This is a genomic window from Burkholderia stabilis (genome assembly GCF_001742165.1).
In the GTDB taxonomy this organism is placed as follows: Bacteria; Pseudomonadota; Gammaproteobacteria; order Burkholderiales; family Burkholderiaceae; genus Burkholderia; species Burkholderia stabilis.
Map to the genome: position 1 here is coordinate 2,256,812 of NZ_CP016443.1, position 17,713 is coordinate 2,274,524.

The following is a 17,713-nucleotide window of genomic DNA, read 5'->3' on the forward strand; positions in this document are numbered from 1 at the left end:
CTGCATCATGCAGCGCTCTTTTTTTTTTGCGTACGAAACGGGACAGCGGGGAGAGGGAGAAGCAGAAACGCGGCGAGCGCCGCTCAGACGATCCGCATCGCGCCCGCACGCTCGAACGCGTGCCGCGCCTGGATCAGCGTCGTGCGCGCCGCGCGCGCGTCGGCCGCGACCTGCAGCAGCGGGCCGAGCTGCGACGGCTGCTTCAGCAATTCGCGCAGGATCGGCAGGATCGCCGTGCTGCCGTCGTCGCGCAGGCCGGCCGTCGCCGCGCGCGGCAGCGTGCGCCACGCCGGATCGACGATCGCGCGGCATACCGCGAACGGCACGCCCCGTGCGGCCGCGAAGGCCGCCGCGATATGCGACTCCATGTCGACGGCAAGCGCGCCTTTCGCGTGATGCAGCGACGCCTTGTCCTGTTCGCTAATGACCGGCGCGCCGACGGCCGCGATCGTGCCGCGCGTGACCCGCGCCCATACGGGCGTGTCGTGCAGCGCGGCGACGAGCCGCGCGCTCCAGCCCGCATCGGTTTCAACGCGGCCGAACGGCCCGTCGATCGCATTCGCGATCACGAGCGCGCCGGGCGCCAGGTCGGGCGCGAGCCCGCCCGCCGTGCCGAAGCTCACGATGCCCGCGCAACCGCGTGCGGTCGCGTCGGCCAGCGCGCGTTCGAGCCGGTCGGCCCGCGCGGCGAACACGGCTTCGACGCCGTCACCGCGCGCGATGCGCGCCTCGAACGCCATCCCCGTCACCGCGATGACGGGCAATGCGCCGGTGTGCAAGGATGCGCCCACGCGTTACATCCCGACCGTGACGCGCGTCGCGTTGTCGCGCTTCAGGTTGCGGTAGCGCGCGAGCGCCCACAGCGGGAAGAACTTGCGATAGCCGTGATAGCGCAGGTAGAACACGCGCGGGAAGCCCGTCGCCGTAAAGCGCGTCTCGTCCCACAGCCCGTGTTCCTTCTGCTCGGCGACCAGGTACTCGACGCCACGCGCGACCGCCGGGTTGTTCACCTCGCCGGCCGCCATCAGCCCGAGCAGCGCCCAGGCCGTCTGCGACGCGGTGCTCGGCGCCTGCTCGAAGCCGCGATAGTTCAGCTTGTAGCTGTCGCCGTCCTCGCCCCAGCCGCCGTCCTTGTTCTGGATCGACAGCAGCCACTGCGCGCCGCGCTTCACGCGCGGATCTTCCGGCCCGAGGCCCGCCGCGTTCAGCGAGCTCAGCGCGGTCCACGTGCCGTACACGTAGTTCATCCCCCAGCGGCCGTACCAGCTGCCGTCCGGCTCCTGTTCCTTCAGCATGTAGTCGAGCGCGCGGCGGGCCGGCTCGCTGTTCGCGGCCGTCTCGCCGAGCTGCGACAGCATCGACAGGCAGCGGCCCGATACGTCGGACGTCGGCGGATCGAGCAGCGCGCCGTGATCCGAGAACGGAATGTTGTTCAGGTAGTACTGCGTGTTTTCCGGTTCGAACGCGCCCCAGCCGCCGTCGCTGCTCTGCATGCCGACGACCCATTCGCGCGCGCGCGCCATCGAATCACGGTACGTATCCGACTGCTTGAGCTTCTGCGCGCGGTCCATCGCCATCACGACCACGGCCGTATCGTCGACGTCCGGGTAGTGCGCGTTCGCGTACTGGAACGCCCAGCCGCCGGGCCGCACGTTCGGGCGGCGCGAGATCCAGTCGCCGCGCACGTCGAGGATCTGCAGCGGGCGCAGCCATTCGAGGCCGCGCAGCACCGCTTCCTCGGCGCGCGCATCGCCGGTTTCGAGCAGCGCGTGCGCCGCGAGCGACGTGTCCCACACCGGCGACAGACACGGCTGGCAATACGCTTCGTCCTCGTGCACGACGAGCAGCTTCTCGACCGACTTGCGTGCGATCGCGCGGTTGGGGTGATCTTCCGCGTAGCCGAGCACGTCGTACATCATCACCGAGTTGGCCATCGCCGGATAGATCGCGCCGAGGCCGTCCTCGCCGTTCAGGCGCTCGTCGACGAACGACACGGCCTGGCGGATCGCGCGTTCGCGCGTGTAGCTCGGGAACAAGCCGTCGACCGCGCGCAGCGCATGGTCGACCACGCGGAAGAACGCGAACCAGCCGGCGCTCTGGTGGCCCTGGCGCGGCAGCAGCCCGGCGTTGACGGGCGGGTCGATGAACAGCTCGTCGATGCGCACGCCGCGCGGGTTCTTCGCGAGCGGGCGCTTCGCGTTCAGCACGAGCAGCGGCACGATCACGGTGCGCGCCCAGTACGACACCTTCGACAGGTGGAACGGGAACCACTGCGGCAGCAGCATGATCTCGACCGGCATCATCGGCACCGCGCGCCACGGGATCGCGCCGTACAGCGCGAGCTGGATGCGCGTGAACACGTTCGACATCTCGGCGCCGCCCATCGCATGGATTGCCTTGCGCGCGCGCTGCATGTGCTCGGCGTTCTCGTCGTCGCCGATCACCTTCAGCGCGAAATACGCCTTCACGCTCGCGCTGATGTTCGGCGCGCCGTCGGTGAACAGCGGCCAGCCGCCATCCGCCTGCTGGATGCGGCGCAGATACCGGCCGATCTTCTGTTCGAGCTCGAGGTTCGGCGTTTCGCCGAGATAGTGGACGAGCAGCACGTATTCGGCGGGAATCGTCGAATCGGCTTCGAGTTCGTAGACCCAGTGCCCGTCCGCTTGCTGCGCGGCCAGCAGCGCGTCGGTCGCACGCGCGACGGCCGCGTCGACGCCGGCCGGCGCGGTGCCGGCGGACAAAGTAGCCATTTCGGTGAGATCGTTCATCGGTCCCTCTCTTATTGTGTCTGGAGCACGTCCGCGGCCAGCTGGCCTGAACGGATCGCGCCCTCGATCGTGGCGGGCAAACCGGTGGCAATCCAGTCACCCGCCAGCACAAGATTGGTCCAGCGCGTACGCACGGCCGGACGTTTCATTTCCTGCGACGGCACCGCCGCAAAACCCGCGCGCGGCTCGACGACGAGCTGCCACGCGGGGATGGTTTCCGGGTTCGCGCCCGTCACGCGCGCGACGTCTTCCCAGATTCGCCGCGCGAGCACGTCGCGCGGCGTGTCGAGCCAGCGGCCCGCATCGCGGATCGTCGCCGCGAGCTGGCCGCCGCCGCCGGCGCGCACCGCATCGACGACGCCGTTGACGACGGTCGTCTGCACCGGCGCGCCGGCCGACGGCTCGGCCGCGAAATACGCGGTCACGACCGCGCTGAACGTATCGGGCGCGGTGAGTTCGGGCACGAGCGGCTGCGCGACTTCGGGCGGCACGGCCAGCACGACCGCGTCACCCGGCGCGAGATCGACGCGCTCGCCGCCGATCGCCACCGCATCGACCGCATTGCCGTGCGCGCCGAATTCGAACGCGTCGAGCCGCGAATTCAGCCGGATTTCCGCGCCGCCATGCTGCAGCATCCGCAGCGCCGGCTCGACGAACGCACTGCCGAGCCCGTGGCGCGCGACGAGCGGACGGCAACCCGGGCCGCCCGCGGCAAACGTACCGCACAGCGCCGCGCGCGCGAGTTCCGCACTCGCGTGACGCGGCTCGACGTTCAGCACACCGAGGAAATACGGCCGCAGCCAACGATCCCACAGCACGCCGTCGCATCGCATCGTCTGTGCGAGTGAACGGCCCGTGCGCGCGAACGCGAGCGAGGCGAGCGCCAGGTAGTCGAGCGGCGTCGTGCCCGGCGCGCGCGACGCGGCATCGAACAGCCACGACGGCCAACGGCCGATGCCGAAGCGCAACGTCCAGCGCTGCTGCGACGCGACGTCGACGACCGGGAATTCAGGCAGCGCAGGCCCCGCGAGCTGACCGGCCGCGCCGATCGCGCGCAGGTAGCGCTGCGTCGCGGGCTGCCCGGCGAACACCACGTGCAGCCCGCTGTCGAGCGTCGTATTCAGCGTCCCGTCGAACCACGAGCGGCAGCGGCCGCCCGCATGCGCATGCGCGTCGTGCAGCACGATGCGCCGCCCGCGGCGTTGCAGCTCGACCGCGGCCGACAGGCCCGCGAGTCCGGCGCCGATCACGTGGACGGTTCTGGGCATCGACTCGGTCGACTCAGAACAGCGCGTAGCGCGCGGCGATCATCAGCATGCGCGCCTTCGGCTTGCGCAGCGGCGCGCGCGGCGCGGCAAAGCCGCGTGCGATCGCGGCGTCGAGAATGCAGCGGTAGGCGCCCGACATGATGCGCGGCGCCTTCACCTGCGCGCGCGGGCACGTATCCATCACCGCGTCGGCCTGGCGGAAGTGCTCGATCGCGCGCTCGACGAGCGTCGCGCACACGCGCGGCAGCGCCGGATCGCGGGCGATCGTCGCCGGATCGGTGATCGCGATGCCTTCGCGCGCGAGCAGTTCGCGCGGCAGGTAGCAGCGGTTGATCGCCGCGTCGTCGTCGATGTCGCGCAGGATGTTCGTCAGTTGCAGCGCGCGGCCGAGGTGATGCGACAGCTTGATCCCTTCGGCTTCCGGCATCCCGAAAATCCTCACCGACAGTCGGCCGGCGGAGCTCGCCACGCGGTCGCAAAAGAGGTCGAGCGTCGGCTCGTCGGGTGCGCAGATATCCTCGACCGCGTCCATCGCCATCCCGTCGATCATCGCGTGGAAATCGTCGCGCTGAAGGTTGAACGCGCGAATCTCGCGGTCGAGTGCGGCCAGGTGACGCGGCGCGTGGCCCGCAAAGCACGCATCGATGTCCGCGCGCCAGCGATCGAGGCCCGCCGTGCGCTCGGCGCGCGGCAGGTCGCTGTCGGCGATGTCGTCGACCGCGCGGCAGAACGCATAGACCTGGAACATCGCGTCGCGCTGCACCGCGGGCAGGATGCGCATCGCAAGATAGAAAGAACTGCCTGATGTGGCGGCAGCGGCGTCGGTTTCTTGTTCGTCCACGACGGAATTGGAAACGGCCAAGACAAGCTCCACGGAGACACCCACGCGGGGCGATTGAAGAAGCCATGCCCGGCTGGGATGGTCAGGGTGTCAAATGCGTGCGAGATATGCGAACGATCGACGCAGACAGGCACAAATTACCGGCCGGATGCCGGAATTGGGCGAAAGTATAGCAATCTTTGAAGTTCGATGGCGGACACTCGCCATGCCCGGCAGGGCGCCGGAAGCCGTTGGCGGGCCGGTGCGGCCAGCCTCGGCGGGAACGGGCGCCGCGCGGCGCCGGCGGTGCGTCAGCCGTAGACGATGTCGCGCTGCAGGTCGAGTGCAATGAGCCCCATTTCGCGCGTGAGCTGCAGCATCGAGCGGCGTTCGAGGCGCGAGCCCATGAAGCTCGTCACGCGGCCGTCGGGTTCCGCGGTGAACTGGAATACCGCACCGCCCGTGCCGAACCACGCGCCCGGCACATCGGGCGACTCCTGCCAGTCGATCTGCTCGAACACGCGCGCGATGCCCGCGCGCACCACGTCGCCCGGGCCGATCGGCGGCGCGATTTCGCCCAGGTCGTCGAGCGAATAGGGGCCGGGTTTGTCCGGCTTCCGATAGAAGAGGTAGTCGACGTTCATGGGGCGCAATCGGGAGCAAAGCAATAAATTAGCGCGCTTCGGCACAAATTCATATCGAATCCGGACGAAATGTGGCCTGCTCGAGACAAGCGGGACGGTTCGCATCCGGCAACGTAATTGCACCGCGCGTTGGCGTTTGGACGCGCGCGGCTTCGACTAAGATGACACCTTTCTCGAAAAAACACGGACCCCATGGAGACGAACGCAACCCCGCAGTCCGGCCATCCCGTTTTCGTGCTCGTGCACGGCGCCTGGCATGGCGCGTGGTGCTACGCGCACGTCGCGGCCGCGCTGGCCGCGCGCGGCCACCTGTCGATCGCGCGCGATCTGCCCGCGCACGGCATCAATGCCCGCTTTCCCGCCTCCTACCTCGAACGGCCGCTCGACAAGGACGCGTTCGGCGCCGAGCCGTCGCCGGTCGCGAATACGACACTCGACGATTATGCGTCGCAGGTGATGCAGGCTGTCGACGATGCGTATGCGCTCGGCCACGGCAAGGTCGTGCTCGTCGGGCACAGCATGGGCGGCCTCGCGATCACGGCGGCCGCCGAACGCGCGCCGGAAAAGATCGCGAAGATCGTTTATCTCGCGGCATTCATGCCCGCGTCGGGCGTGCCCGGCCTCGACTACGTGCGCGCGCCCGAAAACAAGGGGGAGATGCTCGGCCCGCTGATGCTCGCGAGCCCGCGTGTCGCCGGCGCGTTGCGGATCGATCCGCGCAGCGGCGACGCCGCGTATCGCGAACTGGCGAAGCGCGCGCTGTATGACGACGTGCCGCAGGCCGACTTCGAGGCGGTCGCGAACCTGATGACCTGCGACGTGCCGGCCGCGCCGTTCGCGACCGCGATCCCGACGACCGCCGCGCGCTGGGGCGCGATCGATCGTCACTACATCAAGTGCCTGCAGGATCGCGTGATTCTGCCCGCGTTGCAGCAGCGCTTCATCGACGAAGCCGACGCGTTCGCGCCCGGCAATCCGACCCACGTCCATCAACTCGACAGCAGCCATTCGCCGTTCGTGTCGCAGCCGGCCGTGCTCGCCGGCGTGCTGGCCGACATCGCGAAAAGCTGAGCGCAAGGCGCGGCGCGCGACGCGTCGTGCGCCGCGCCTACGCGTAAGCGACCGAGCGGTCGCGGCCGAGCCGCTTCGCGCGATAGAGCGCGGCGTCGGCCTCGTTGACGAGCACGTCGCCGGTCGGCGCGCCCGCTTTCGCGCACGCGGCGCCGACGCTCGCCGTCACCGGCACGCGGACGCCCTCGGCATCGACCGGCACGCTGCCGATCGCGTCGCGCACCTTGTCGGCCACCCGCATCGCCTCGTCGAGCGTCGTGCACGGCAGCAGCAGCGCGAATTCCTCGCCGCCGAAGCGGCCGAACGTGTCCTGCGCGCGCACGATCGATGCGACACGGCGCGCCGTCTCGCGCAGCACGGCGTCGCCGGCCGCATGCCCGAAGCGGTCGTTGATCGTCTTGAAGTGGTCGAGGTCGAACAGCAGCACCGACATGTCGCCGCCGTAGCGCTGCCAGCGCGCGAATTCGTCGCCGAGCCGCGCCTCGAAGAAACGCCGGTTCGCGATGCCGGTCAGGCCGTCGCGATTCGCGTGCTCGCGCAGCTTCGCGACCGCCTCCTCGCGCTCGCGCTGCATCACGCTCACATGCGTGACGTCCGAGATCGTCACGCACACGGCCTCGACATCGCGGCCGCGCGTGAGCGGCATGAACGTGCAGTCCTGCTGCATGTAGTCGACACCGCCGGTGATCGGCCGGTCGTGCTCGAAACGGAACAGGTAGGGCCGCTGCTCCCACGAGCTGAACGCGAAGCTGCCGAGCTGGAACACGCTCTCGAGCTTGCGCGACAGCCACGCGCGCGGCAATTCGGGAAAGCAGTCGAACAGGTTGCGGCCGATCACGTCGGCGGCGGGGATGCCGCTGTGGTCCTGCATGAAGCGATTCCACATCAGCACGGTCATCGATCGGTCGAGCACGAACAGGCCGAAGCCCACCCGCTCGATCACGAGGTCGCTCAGCGACGGAGCGGCGGCCGTCATAGCGCGGACAGCAACGCGTCGAGCGCGTCGCCCATCAGCCGGATCGAATCCTCGGCCATCAGCATCACGAAATGCGCGCGAAACGCATGATCCTCGAGCCCGAAGTTCACCTCGAGCAGCAGCGCGACGCTCCATCCGAGCACGTTCGGCTGGAATACGTCGTCGAACGACACGTTCGAACCGAGCAGCCCTGGCGGAAAGAACACGGGCTTGCGGCCGAGCTCGTCGAGAATCGACGCGACGCATGCGCCCATCAGCACGTTCGCGACGTCGAACACGAGTTCGTCGGGCGTGGCCATCCCGCCGTACACGCCGTCGCCGAACGTGCGGTCGACGATCGACATGAGCCGCGCGACGCCCGCGCTGCGGCACAGCACGATCGCCTCGCCCTTGATGTCGGAACGGAAGCCCTGGCGCACGGCGGTCACGTTGTCGTGAATGCCCGTCATCTCGCGCAGCGCGTCGCCCGCGTCGGCCGCTTTCACGACGCGCACGCGCGGCACCGACAACTCGATGAAGCGCCCGAGCAACAACGCAAGCCGCGCGGCGGCGCGGCCCATTGCAAGATTGGCGATCTCCTGCAACGCGTCGCGTTGCTCCGCCGTGAACACCGATTCAGGCATACAACCCATACTCCTTGAGAATGGGCAGCAATGCCTCCGACGTCACGGGCTTGGCAACGAATGCGATCGCGCCCAACTCGCGCACGCGTGCTTGCGCCTGCGGCTGGATATCGGCGGATACCACGATCACGAACGTGTTCAGATCTTCGTGGCGCAGTGTTTCCAGAACCTGATATCCGCTCATGTCGGGCATCGTCAGGTCCAGAAACATCACGGAAGCTTTGCCGTCACGATAGAGCGCCAAGGCCTCGCGACCATTCGCTGCATACGCGACGTCAACGTCCCAGTCTCCCGGCAGCGCCTTTGTCAGAAGTTTGCGAGCGAGCAGCGAATCGTCAGCAATTACAATCGGCAAAGGCATGGAGCGAAGCGGTATACGGAATGGTCTCTCTCGCGTTAACGACCGCGCGGCGCACTTCTTGAGGCGTCATGCGTTCGGGCGCAGGCAACCGCCTTGCGGCCGCGCGCGGGCGCCGCGACGCAGGTGCGCGCGCGACGCACCGCGCAGCGAACGCCGGCGGGCGCATATATCTGTCATAGGGAAAGCAAGGCGCGATTCTCGGAGTAAACCGGAGGCGATGCAACTCGCCATATTCACCATTTCGAACAGAATCGGTCCGATCGCACGGCATTCCGAAAACAGCCGCGACCATTTTCGAGATAAGCACGCAAAATTTTTCCTTGTGTACGTTTGCGCTGCCGGATTCGTCGCGTTTTCAATCTGACAATTTCCCCCTGTCGAAATCGACAGGATCGCGCCCGGGCGGGGCGGTGCAGCGGGCCGTCGCAACTCGTTTATGATGGCAGGCACTTCCGCTTCACCCGCCTCTTCGATGACGTCCGACCGGCCTGCCGACTCCCGCGCCCCCGCCTCCAACCCCGCCGACGACTGGCAGGACGACGGAAGCTACGCGGCCGGCGCGCCCGAGCACGATTTCGCGGTCCGCCGCGTGACGCTGATCGTGCTGCTCGTCGCGGCGATCGTGCTGCCCTGCATCTACGTGATGGTGATGGCGTACAACGACCTGCAGGCGCGCGAGGCCGCCGCGAGCGACGTGACGATGCGCACCGTGCGCGTCGCCGAGGAACACGCGCTCAAGGTGTTCGATCTGAGCGAGACGCTCGATGCGCGCATCGTCGACCTCGTGCAGGACATGGACGACGCGACCGTGCGCAGCAAGGAATCCGACATCCACGAGGCGTTGAACACGATCGGCGGCGGTTATCCGCAAGTGGCCGCCGTGTCGATCTTCGGCGCGAGCGGGATGCTGCTCGCCAACAGCCTCTACTATCCGGCGCCGTATGCGTCGATCGCGAACCGCGACGATTTCGCCGGCATCCGCGACGGCAAGGTCATCGAACATATCTCGCGGCTGATGATGGGGCCGCTCAAGCTGGAGAACATTCCCGTGTTCAACACGGGCGTCGCGCGGCGTCATAGCGACGGTTCGTTCGCCGGAATGGTGTCGATCGCGCTGAAGTCGTCGTATTTCAACGCGTTCTACCGGGACCTGCTCGGCGGCGCGGCCACGCCGATGACGATGGCGCTCGCGCGCTCGGACGGCGCGGTGATCGCGTCGTATCCGCCGCCGCCGTCGCTCGCGCACACCGATCGCGCAGCCACGTTCGGCGACGCGCGCAACGAACCGCGCGCGGGCATCGTGCGCGTGCGGCACGACGGCGCAAGCAGCGAGATCGTCGCGTACCGCCAGGTCGGCAGCTATCCCGTCTACGTGACGTGCGCGTACCGCACGTCGGCGATCTGGCATGAATGGTACGAACACCTGAGCGTGCTGTTCATCTCGATGTTCGCGCCGTCGATCGCGCTGTGGTCGGTGATCTGGCTGTCGCTCAAGCGGCTGAAGGCGGAAGAGGAGGCGTGGGACCGCTGGCAGGCGGAAGCGTCGATGCGGCGCTCGATCGAATCGGCCTACCGGCAGTCGCGCAAGATGCAGGCGCTCGGCAACCTCGTCGGCAGCGTCGCACACGACTTCAACAACCTGCTGATGATCATCTCGAGCAACGTGCAGATCGCACGGCGGCGCGGCGTCCAGCATCTCGACAAGGAACTCGGCGCGATCGAGCGCGCGCTGAAGAACGGGCAGTCGCTCACGCGCCAGTTGCTCGGCGTTGCACGCAAGCAGCCGCTGCACAACGAGACCATCGACATCGAGCAATGGGTCGGCACGTGCCGCGAACTGCTGAAGACCTCGCTCGGTTCGAAATCGTCGCTGGTCGTCGCGATCGAGCCCGGCGTGTGGCCGATCCGCGTCGACGTCGCGGAGCTCGAGCTCGCGGTGATCAATCTCGCGGTCAACGCGCGCGACGCGATGGCGGCCGGCGGCCGCTTCACGGTCGGCGCGCGCAACGTGACGCTGCGCCGTGAGGACGGCTTTCCGCTGACCGGCGATTTCGTGCAGATCTCGCTCGACGATACGGGCTCGGGCATGGCGCCCGACGTGCTCGCGCGCGCGTTCGAGCCGCTGTTCACGACGAAGGCGCAAGGGATGGGGACGGGGCTCGGCCTGCCGCAGGTGTTCGCGTTCTGCGAACGCTCGGGCGGCCTCGCGACGATCGACAGCGCGGTCGGCGCCGGCACGTCGGTGCGACTCTACTTGCCGCGCGCACGCGCCGAGGACGTGGTCGCACGGCCGCAGGCCGTCGTGCACGACACGAGCGCACTCGCCGGCCTGCACGTGCTGCTCGTCGAGGACAACAGCGAAGTCGCAGCCGGCACCGAAGCGCTGCTTTCGCTGCTCGGGCATCGCGTGACCTACGCGCCCACCGCCGACGACGCCTTGCGCCTGATCGAAGCCGCGGCCGCGAACGACGCGTTCGATCTCGTGATTTCGGATATCCACATGCCGGGCCGCCTGAACGGCATCGACCTGGCCGAAGCGGTCGAGAAGCGGCCGGGGAAGCTGCCCGTGATTCTCGTCACGGGCTACGCGGAGGAGCTCGACCGCACGCGCACCGTCAACGTCCGCGTGCTGTCGAAGCCGTTCGACATCGCGCTGCTCGACGAGATCCTGCTCGGTATCCGCGAAGCGCGCGACGCGCGGCACGCCGGCGCCTGACCCGCTGCGCGCGGGCCGGCGGCGTGCACCGGCGTGACGATCAGGCCGACTTCAGCAGGCGAACCCAGCCTGCGTAGCGGTCGACGAAGCCTTGCAGGAACTTGCGGGTGTCCTCGCTGACGATCTGCCCCTGATCGTCGATGCGTGCCGGATCGTGCTTGATGAACATTTCGGGCTGCGCGAGCGTTTTCACGTCGAGGTACGCGAGCACGTTGCGCAGGTGCTGCTGCGCGAGCGCGGTACCGGCCGCGCCCGGCGACGTGCCGAGCACAGCGCCCGGCTTGCCCGCCCACGAGTTGGAACCCCACGGGCGCGAACCCCAGTCGAGCGCATTCTTCAGCACGCCCGGAATCGACCGGTTGTACTCCGGCGTGACGAACAGCAGCGCGTCGGCCGCTTCGATCGACTGCTTGAAGCGCTTCGCGACTTCCGGGAAATCCGCGTCGTAGTCCTGGCTGTACAGCGGCAGTTCGCCGATCTCGACGAACTCGAACGAAAAATCGGCAGGAGCGAGCGAGATCACGGCGTGCGCGAGCGCGCGGTTCGAGGAAGCGCGGCGCAGGCTGCCGACGACGACCGCAATACGATAGGGCATGACATTCTCCTTCCGGTGAGTGAGGAATCGGTTCGATTGCTTCCGAACAGGCGACAAAGGTCTGTTTATAGGCAAGCCAGCCCGCGAGCCGCCCCACGGGGCCGTCCGGCCGACTTTCCACAAGGTTTTCCACAGAAATTGTGGATAACTTGACCGTTATGTTCTGACGTTACAGATTGCCCGCCGCACGGCGCCGTGGCCACGCGATGCGGGTTTCGGCAAGCATAGCGCAGCGCGCCGGCCGGTTTCGTGAATTCGTGACGGAACATACGTTGCAGGCGGGCACGGCGCCCAGTAAACTGCTCGCACCGCGACACGCCCGTTTTGTGGCGTGCGCGCGGGATCGCCTCGAGACATCGCCATCCAGACATGCCGTCCGCATACGACGACCCCGCCTATCTCGCGCAACTGCGGCGCGACCTGCTGCGCTTCGCGCGACTCCAGCTCCGCGATGCCGACGCGGCCGAAGACGCCGTACAGGAAGCGCTGGCCGCCGCGTGGTCGCACGCGGGCGATTTCGCGGGGCTGTCGGCCCACAAGACGTGGGTGTTCGGGATCTTGCGCAACAAGCTGATCGACGTGCTGCGCGCGCGGCAGCGGACGGTGAGCCTGTCCGCGCTCGACGCCGAACTCGACGGCGAATCCATGCTCGATCGCGAGCTGTTCAAGGAAAACGGGCACTGGGCCCCGCATGCGAAGCCGCGACCGTGGCCGCGCCCCGAAACGCTGTTGCAGCAGCAGCAGTTCTGGACACTGTTCCAGGTGTGCCTCGACCACCTTCCGGAGCAGATCGGGCGCGTGTTCATGATGCGGGAATTCCTCGATGTCGAGATTCCCGACATCTGCAGCGAATTGACGCTGACGACGAATCATTGCAGCGTGCTGCTGTATCGGGCGCGCACGCGCCTGCGAACCTGCCTGAGCGAAAAAGGACTGACGACCGAAGATGCTGCCGGGGAAATGTACTGACGTGACGCGACTGCTGTCGGATGCGCTCGACCGGCGTCTGACGCTGCACGAGCGGCTGCAGGTGCGCGTGCACTTGCCGACCTGCAGCGGATGCAGGGCCTATCGCGGACAGATCGGGCTGTTGCGCGCAGCCGCGAAAGCGGCGGCGGGGCGGGAGCCGGACGATGCCGACGCTTCGTCATAGCAAGCCTCGGCGCGTATTGCTGCTGTCGTTCGGGTGGGGGGTGCCCGGCGTGCTGCACGGCGATCGTGCCGGTTTCGGTGGTCGATACTTGCGCCGGGTTGATGCAATAAGAAAAATACGCCCGGCAAGAATTATTCGAACAACGCCTTCACCGATTCGGGCGGCCGGCCGATAGCCGCCTTGCCGCGATAGACGACGATGGGGCGCTGCAGCAGCACCGGATGTGCGGCGATCGCCTCGTAGGCTTCCGTGTCGGTCAGGTTCGCGCGCGCCAGATCGAGCGTCTTGTACGGCTCTTCGCCGTCGCGAAGCATGTCGCGAACCGGGCGGCCGAGCTGGCGATGCAGCGTTTCCAGCTCCTCGACCGTCGGCGGCGTTTTCAGGTATTCGACGACGCTCATCGGCGTGCCGGCGGTATTCAGCGACTCGACCAACGCAAGCGTCTCGCGCGACTTCGAGCATCGGGGGTTGTGGTAGATCGTGATCATCATTCGGGCCTGGATGGTGGAGCCCTGTATTGTAGCCAGTCTGCCTTGCGTGTTCCGGTGGGGTAGTCGAGGCTGGGCCGGATTCGGATCCGGTGTTCATTGCGGGGAAACGTTGGCGGCACGTTGGGGAGGTGGGCTGCGCAAGGGGAGTTCACGGTGATGTGCTCCAAGGACTTTTATGCGTTTATGCGCATAAAGTCAGAGGCCAATCTGTCGCGCGATGAGGGGCATGAGGCTGCGTGCCGATGTGCTGCGGTGACAGCCTCGGGCCGCGAAACGGACAAGCGATCGATGTGGTGCGCCGTCGGCTGGTTTATGCGCATAAAGCGCGTGATCGTCCGGCTTGGTATCTCTCGTTTCATGGCCCGATGGAATGCCGACATGCACCGGCACAGAAGTGGCTGTTGTGCCGGCAGTGCTTCCCTAGCGCGCCGGATTCAAGCCGTGCCGGCCCATGATTGCTCGCGCGCTCCATCGAGCGTGCCGGTTTATGCGCGTAAACTTCGCGGCTGGGCAGCGCGTTGTACCCACGTTCAAGCGCACGCCTGTCAAAGCCCTGTACTTGGCTGACGCGCTCGGTTCACCACCCACCTCACGATTGCCTGGCTGCACCCGCGCGTGGCTAGCTTCTTCGATCCTCGTGGAGTTTATGCGCACAAACTCATCGGTCTCCGGGCAAGGCAGTCCTCCACCATCTGGCGAAAGGGCAGAGTACCTCGATATCGATGCAACCCACGGTGCATGCCGACGATGCGCATCGCGATGACACGATCTCGGCATAGTTCGTTCATGCTTGCGGCCATCAACGACGCCAGCCGATCAAGCCATCGCTCACCGCCGATTCGTTTATGCGCATAAACCGATAGCCCGAATGGCTAACGCGTAGTTGTCGAACGACAATTTCATTGAAATATAAATATCGTCCTGTAGAATTCCAACGACCAAAATAGGAGTGAAAATTGGCCGCGGAAATCATTGCAGTCACTCAACAAAAAGGTGGCGTCGGCAAAAGCACGATTGCCATGCACCTCGGCGCCGCGTTCCATGAAAAAGGAAAGCGCATCCTCGTCATCGACGCAGACCGTCAAAACACACTGGTTCACTGGTCGAGCGCATCCGGCGACAGCGACACCGGCATCCCGTTTCCGGTCGTCAACCTGGCCGAAGCCGACGGCCAGATCCATCGCGAGATCAAGAAGTTCATCAACGACTACGACATCATCGTCGTGGACTGTCCGCCGTCGATCACCGAGAAGGTATCCGGCGTGGTCCTGCTGGCCGCATCGATTGCCGTGATCCCGACTTCGTCGTCGCCGGCCGATTACTGGTCGAGCGTCGGGCTGGTCAAGCTGATCCAGCAGGCGCAAGTCATGAACGAAGACCTCCGCGCCGTCTTCCTGCTGAACAAGACCGAAGAGAAGCGCATGCTGACCCGCGAGCTCAAACGTGCGCTCGAGGAACTCGGCTTCCCGCTGCTGAAAACGCAGATCCCGACCCGGGAAGCGTACAAGCAGGCGATGGCGCTCGGTCAGACCGTACTGCAGATGAACGATCGCGGCGGCAAGCTGGCCGCAGCCGAAATTCGCGCATGTGCCGACGAAATCGTCGCCATGCTGCCCTGACTTTATGCGCATAAAGGAGTCACATGAAACCCTCTCAATTTGCAAAAGGATTCCAAGCGCGCCCGGATATCACGACGAGCGAGAAGCGCACGGCACTCGATCGCCTCAACGCGATTGACGGCATCGTCAAGTCCGAGACACCCACCGCGGCGCCGACCAAATCCGCAAAGAAAGACATCGCACCGCCGCCCGCTCCGGAGCTCACGCTCGATCCGTCGATCGACGAATCGCCGCAATATCGCGCGTGGCGCCTCGAGAATCGCTATGCCCCGGGGCAGGTGATCGAACTGTCGCTGAAAGCGATCAAGCATAGCCCGTTCAACCCGCGTCACTTCTATCTGAAATCGTCGATTGCCGAGCTCGCGGTCAACCTCGCGAAGCAGGGGCAACAGCAGGCGATCCACGTGATTCCGGATTACGACAACCCGGGCACGTATTTCGTCAGCGATGGCGGCCGTCGCGTGCGGGCGTTGAAAGAGGCGAACAAGGAGTCGGTCAAGGCGATCGTGATCGATGTGCCGATCGGCATCCAGAGCTACAAGCTCGGCTACGACCTCAACGTCCAGCGCGATTCGCAGACGGTGTTCGACAATGCCGTCGTGTGGCGCCGCTTCCTCGACGACAAGCATTTCCAGAGCCAGAAGGAACTGTCCGAGCATCTCGGCCTCGACGAGTCGACGGTGGCCGTCGCGTTGTCGATCGGCAAGTTGCCGGAAGCGATCATGCAGGAAATGGTCGCGCGCCCTGATCGCTTCGGTTCGAACATGGCGTATCAGGTTGGCCGCTATCACAATGCGCGCGGCACCGAGGCCACGCTGCGGCTGATCAACAAAATCGTGTCCGACGATCTCAGCACGCGTCAGGTGTCGGACATCGTCAAGGGTCGCGTCGCGGCGCAGGAGACCCCGAAGGTCGCGGGCCGTCAGCGCTATGCGCAGCGTCTCGAGATCAAGCTCGGCGGCAAGTCGGTCGGCGACCTGAAGTCGTATGGCGAAGACCGCATCGAACTGCGCCTGCGTGGGTTGCCGAAGGACAAGCGTGACGCGATCCTCGAGCAGCTCGAGCGGATGCTGTTGTCGGAGTGATGGAAGCGGCCCGCAGGGCCTGGTGAGAACGCCGGCGCCTGCCCGACTGGGCAGGGCGCCGACGGTGGCCCGTCAGCGGGCCTGAGCGGGCCTCAGGCGGCCCGCGACTGGTTCAGCGTGAACGACAGCAGGTCGCCGTCCGTCGGCTCGCCCCAGGTTCTCTGGGCCAGCCAGTCGAAAAAGGCCGTCTCGGCCAGCTTGGAATCAAGGCCGCGCTTGCGCCAGTCGTCGCGCAAATGCGAGCCCATCGTCGGCAACGCCTCCGACTCGAACGACTCGCGCGCCACTTCGCGCTCGGCGTCCCCCTGCTCTTCGTACAGCACCTTCGCTTCCTTGCGGCGGAACGCCGCGAATTCGCTCAGCAGGCGTGCCTTCAGATCGTCCGGCTGCGCCGCGACGGCCTTCACCGACGGCGTACCGGCCGGCAGCGCGTCAACGGACTCGACCGGCGGTGCGTAACCCTTCTTCAGCGCGTCCTTGAACAAGGCCGGCGCGCTGCGCACCGGCGGCAGCGTCGTGCTGCGCATCCGCTGCTCGGTCATCTGCAGCGCCGCGCGAATGCGATTCTCTTCGCTGTCCGCGTAGAGCGTTTGCGCTTCCTTCAGCGGGATCCCGAGCTTCACCATCCGGTCGACCAGCGTGCTGTCGAACACGTTCGGGTGTTCGTCGAGCGCGAGCATCGGCTGCTTGCGCTCGGTCACGCGGAACTGGATCTCCGCGACCCGCCGCCCTTCTCGGTGCTCGATCAGTTCGACGAAGATATTGGTGACCGCGTTGACTTCCGCGATCGCGGGACGCAGATAGTCGCGCTTGAAGTACTTGTACTCGCGCTTCGCCTCGTCGCCGGCTTCCGTGTCGGGCGTACCCGACAGGATCGGCCGCCACCATTCCCACGGCTCGCGCATCGTCAGGTGGCTCGGGTTCGTCAGGTAGCGCACGCAGATCTCGTACAGCGCGAGACCGGCGCTGCTGCGCAACTGGCTCTGGAACTGCAGGCTCAGGCGCGCATACTGGACCGGGTCGAGCAGCTTCTTCTTGATCTTCGGCGCAAACGAGAATTCGACCCACACGCGGCGGGTCGCCGGATCCTCGAGAATTTCCGCGTCGGCGATCAGCGTCGAGATCCCCCACTTGCGGCCCGGCTTCTGGCTCGACGTCCCCGTGCTCCATTCGACCTGCACCGACACCATGCGGCGCAGGTGTTCCTTCACCAGTGCGGTGTCGTTCGAATCGAAGGCGGAGTTTGCGACGATATCCGACAGCAGCGCGCGATACGTATCGCCCGAGTCGTCGGCCTGCTGCGCCACGGCCAGCAGAACGTTGAACAGCTTGCGGGTCAGGAGCGTGATCTTGCCGCTCTTCGGCTGAATTGCGATCGCCTCGACGGCCTTACGCAATTCGGCTGAACTGGCACTCACCACATCCACATCGGTTTTCTTGGCGCGCTTCGTCGTGGCCATGCGTCGGGTCGGAGGAGAAGTTTTCCGGAAGGATAGCGCCTGTGGTGATGTGCGTCCAGAACG

The 17,713-nt window shown here is 66.4% G+C and carries 17 protein-coding genes; 6 read left to right on the top strand and 11 right to left on the bottom strand.

Going from position 1 to position 17,713, the window contains the following annotated elements; all coding sequences use genetic code 11:
• Positions 1–83 precede the first annotated feature (83 nt).
• The 5 genes from BBJ41_RS27925 to BBJ41_RS27945 form a co-directional block, all read right to left on the bottom strand.
• The gene (locus BBJ41_RS27925; RefSeq protein ID WP_069749437.1) at positions 84–740 is read right to left on the bottom strand and encodes a phosphorylase; all 657 of its coding nucleotides are present in this window, start codon (positions 738–740) and stop codon (positions 84–86) included.
• A 54-nt stretch (positions 741–794) separates the two neighbouring features.
• Positions 795–2,768 (bottom strand): squalene--hopene cyclase, encoded by a 1,974-nt coding sequence (gene shc, locus BBJ41_RS27930; RefSeq protein WP_069749438.1) that lies wholly within the window; start codon positions 2,766–2,768, stop codon positions 795–797.
• Between the two features lie 11 nt (positions 2,769–2,779).
• Positions 2,780–4,036, bottom strand: coding sequence for a hydroxysqualene dehydroxylase HpnE (gene hpnE / locus BBJ41_RS27935; RefSeq protein ID WP_069749439.1), 1,257 nt, complete (start codon positions 4,034–4,036; stop codon positions 2,780–2,782).
• A gap of 13 nt (positions 4,037–4,049) precedes the next feature.
• On the bottom strand, positions 4,050–4,898 hold the full coding sequence (hpnD, locus tag BBJ41_RS27940) for a presqualene diphosphate synthase HpnD (protein ID WP_069749440.1): 849 nt from the start codon (positions 4,896–4,898) through the stop codon (positions 4,050–4,052).
• 269 nt (positions 4,899–5,167) lie between these two features.
• Positions 5,168–5,500 carry a hypothetical protein gene (locus tag BBJ41_RS27945; protein ID WP_069749441.1) on the bottom strand — a complete coding sequence of 111 codons (333 nt, stop codon included), beginning with the start codon at positions 5,498–5,500 and terminating at the stop codon, positions 5,168–5,170.
• Between the two features lie 192 nt (positions 5,501–5,692).
• Between BBJ41_RS27945 and BBJ41_RS27950 the strand changes: the two genes are divergently transcribed.
• The gene (locus tag BBJ41_RS27950) at positions 5,693–6,571 is read left to right on the top strand and encodes an alpha/beta fold hydrolase (protein WP_069749442.1); all 879 of its coding nucleotides are present in this window, start codon (positions 5,693–5,695) and stop codon (positions 6,569–6,571) included.
• Positions 6,572–6,608: 37 nt separating this feature from the next.
• Here BBJ41_RS27950 and BBJ41_RS27955 read toward each other — a convergent pair whose 3' ends face one another.
• The 3 genes from BBJ41_RS27955 to BBJ41_RS27965 are packed head-to-tail and all read right to left on the bottom strand — an operon-like array spanning position 6,609 to position 8,531.
• The gene (locus tag BBJ41_RS27955; RefSeq protein WP_069749443.1) at positions 6,609–7,547 is read right to left on the bottom strand and encodes a GGDEF domain-containing protein; all 939 of its coding nucleotides are present in this window, start codon (positions 7,545–7,547) and stop codon (positions 6,609–6,611) included.
• The gene (locus BBJ41_RS27960; RefSeq protein WP_069749444.1) at positions 7,544–8,170 is read right to left on the bottom strand and encodes a chemotaxis protein CheC; all 627 of its coding nucleotides are present in this window, start codon (positions 8,168–8,170) and stop codon (positions 7,544–7,546) included. Before BBJ41_RS27960 ends, BBJ41_RS27955 begins: the two co-directional genes overlap by 4 nt.
• A complete protein-coding gene (locus tag BBJ41_RS27965) occupies positions 8,163–8,531 on the bottom strand; it encodes a response regulator (protein WP_011548759.1) in 369 nt (122 codons plus the stop codon). Before BBJ41_RS27965 ends, BBJ41_RS27960 begins: the two co-directional genes overlap by 8 nt.
• A 472-nt stretch (positions 8,532–9,003) precedes the next feature.
• Here BBJ41_RS27965 and BBJ41_RS27975 point away from each other — a divergent pair, with 472 nt between their 5' ends.
• Positions 9,004–11,247 carry a hybrid sensor histidine kinase/response regulator gene (locus BBJ41_RS27975; protein WP_069749445.1) on the top strand — a complete coding sequence of 748 codons (2,244 nt, stop codon included), beginning with the start codon at positions 9,004–9,006 and terminating at the stop codon, positions 11,245–11,247.
• A gap of 40 nt (positions 11,248–11,287) precedes the next feature.
• Here BBJ41_RS27975 and BBJ41_RS27980 read toward each other — a convergent pair whose 3' ends face one another.
• A complete protein-coding gene (locus BBJ41_RS27980; RefSeq protein ID WP_069749446.1) occupies positions 11,288–11,842 on the bottom strand; it encodes an NADPH-dependent FMN reductase in 555 nt (184 codons plus the stop codon).
• 369 nt (positions 11,843–12,211) lie between these two features.
• On the opposite strand from BBJ41_RS27980, the gene BBJ41_RS27985 reads away from it, so the two are divergent.
• Positions 12,212–12,811, top strand: coding sequence for an RNA polymerase factor sigma-70 (locus tag BBJ41_RS27985; RefSeq protein ID WP_069749447.1), 600 nt, complete (start codon positions 12,212–12,214; stop codon positions 12,809–12,811).
• Complete coding sequence (locus tag BBJ41_RS27990) at positions 12,789–12,995, top strand: zf-HC2 domain-containing protein (RefSeq protein ID WP_069749448.1); 207 nt, start codon at positions 12,789–12,791, stop codon at positions 12,993–12,995. The genes BBJ41_RS27985 and BBJ41_RS27990 overlap by 23 nt, the downstream gene beginning before the upstream one ends.
• Before the next feature lie 131 nt (positions 12,996–13,126).
• On the opposite strand, the gene arsC is transcribed toward BBJ41_RS27990, so the two are convergent.
• On the bottom strand, positions 13,127–13,483 hold the full coding sequence (gene arsC, locus BBJ41_RS27995; RefSeq protein ID WP_069750404.1) for an arsenate reductase (glutaredoxin): 357 nt from the start codon (positions 13,481–13,483) through the stop codon (positions 13,127–13,129).
• Positions 13,484–14,442: 959 nt separating this feature from the next.
• On the opposite strand from arsC, the gene parA reads away from it, so the two are divergent.
• Both parA and BBJ41_RS28005 read left to right on the top strand, forming a co-directional pair.
• Positions 14,443–15,105: a ParA family partition ATPase gene (gene parA, locus BBJ41_RS28000; protein ID WP_034181507.1), complete on the top strand. Its 663-nt coding sequence runs from the start codon at positions 14,443–14,445 to the stop codon at positions 15,103–15,105.
• A gap of 23 nt (positions 15,106–15,128) precedes the next feature.
• Positions 15,129–16,190, top strand: coding sequence for a ParB/RepB/Spo0J family partition protein (locus BBJ41_RS28005; RefSeq protein ID WP_069749449.1), 1,062 nt, complete (start codon positions 15,129–15,131; stop codon positions 16,188–16,190).
• A 92-nt stretch (positions 16,191–16,282) separates the two neighbouring features.
• On the opposite strand, the gene BBJ41_RS28010 is transcribed toward BBJ41_RS28005, so the two are convergent.
• Positions 16,283–17,650 carry a replication initiation protein gene (locus tag BBJ41_RS28010; RefSeq protein ID WP_069749450.1) on the bottom strand — a complete coding sequence of 456 codons (1,368 nt, stop codon included), beginning with the start codon at positions 17,648–17,650 and terminating at the stop codon, positions 16,283–16,285.
• Between the last annotated feature and the right edge of the window lie 63 nt (positions 17,651–17,713).

Coding starts and splice junctions, on each gene's coding strand:
- BBJ41_RS27925 (WP_069749437.1), bottom strand. CDS start 740: ATGGCGTTCGAGGCGCGCATCGCGCGCGGTGACGGCGTCGAAGCCGTG.
- shc (WP_069749438.1), bottom strand. CDS start 2,768: ATGAACGATCTCACCGAAATGGCTACTTTGTCCGCCGGCACCGCGCCG.
- hpnE (WP_069749439.1), bottom strand. CDS start 4,036: ATGCCCAGAACCGTCCACGTGATCGGCGCCGGACTCGCGGGCCTGTCG.
- BBJ41_RS27945 (WP_069749441.1), bottom strand. CDS start 5,500: ATGAACGTCGACTACCTCTTCTATCGGAAGCCGGACAAACCCGGCCCC.
- BBJ41_RS27950 (WP_069749442.1), top strand. CDS start 5,693: ATGGAGACGAACGCAACCCCGCAGTCCGGCCATCCCGTTTTCGTGCTC.
- BBJ41_RS27955 (WP_069749443.1), bottom strand. CDS start 7,547: ATGACGGCCGCCGCTCCGTCGCTGAGCGACCTCGTGATCGAGCGGGTG.
- BBJ41_RS27960 (WP_069749444.1), bottom strand. CDS start 8,170: ATGCCTGAATCGGTGTTCACGGCGGAGCAACGCGACGCGTTGCAGGAG.
- BBJ41_RS27965 (WP_011548759.1), bottom strand. CDS start 8,531: ATGCCTTTGCCGATTGTAATTGCTGACGATTCGCTGCTCGCTCGCAAA.
- BBJ41_RS27975 (WP_069749445.1), top strand. CDS start 9,004: ATGACGTCCGACCGGCCTGCCGACTCCCGCGCCCCCGCCTCCAACCCC.
- BBJ41_RS27980 (WP_069749446.1), bottom strand. CDS start 11,842: ATGCCCTATCGTATTGCGGTCGTCGTCGGCAGCCTGCGCCGCGCTTCC.
- BBJ41_RS27985 (WP_069749447.1), top strand. CDS start 12,212: ATGCCGTCCGCATACGACGACCCCGCCTATCTCGCGCAACTGCGGCGC.
- BBJ41_RS27990 (WP_069749448.1), top strand. CDS start 12,789: ATGCTGCCGGGGAAATGTACTGACGTGACGCGACTGCTGTCGGATGCG.
- arsC (WP_069750404.1), bottom strand. CDS start 13,483: ATGATCACGATCTACCACAACCCCCGATGCTCGAAGTCGCGCGAGACG.
- BBJ41_RS28005 (WP_069749449.1), top strand. CDS start 15,129: ATGAAACCCTCTCAATTTGCAAAAGGATTCCAAGCGCGCCCGGATATC.
- BBJ41_RS28010 (WP_069749450.1), bottom strand. CDS start 17,650: ATGGCCACGACGAAGCGCGCCAAGAAAACCGATGTGGATGTGGTGAGT.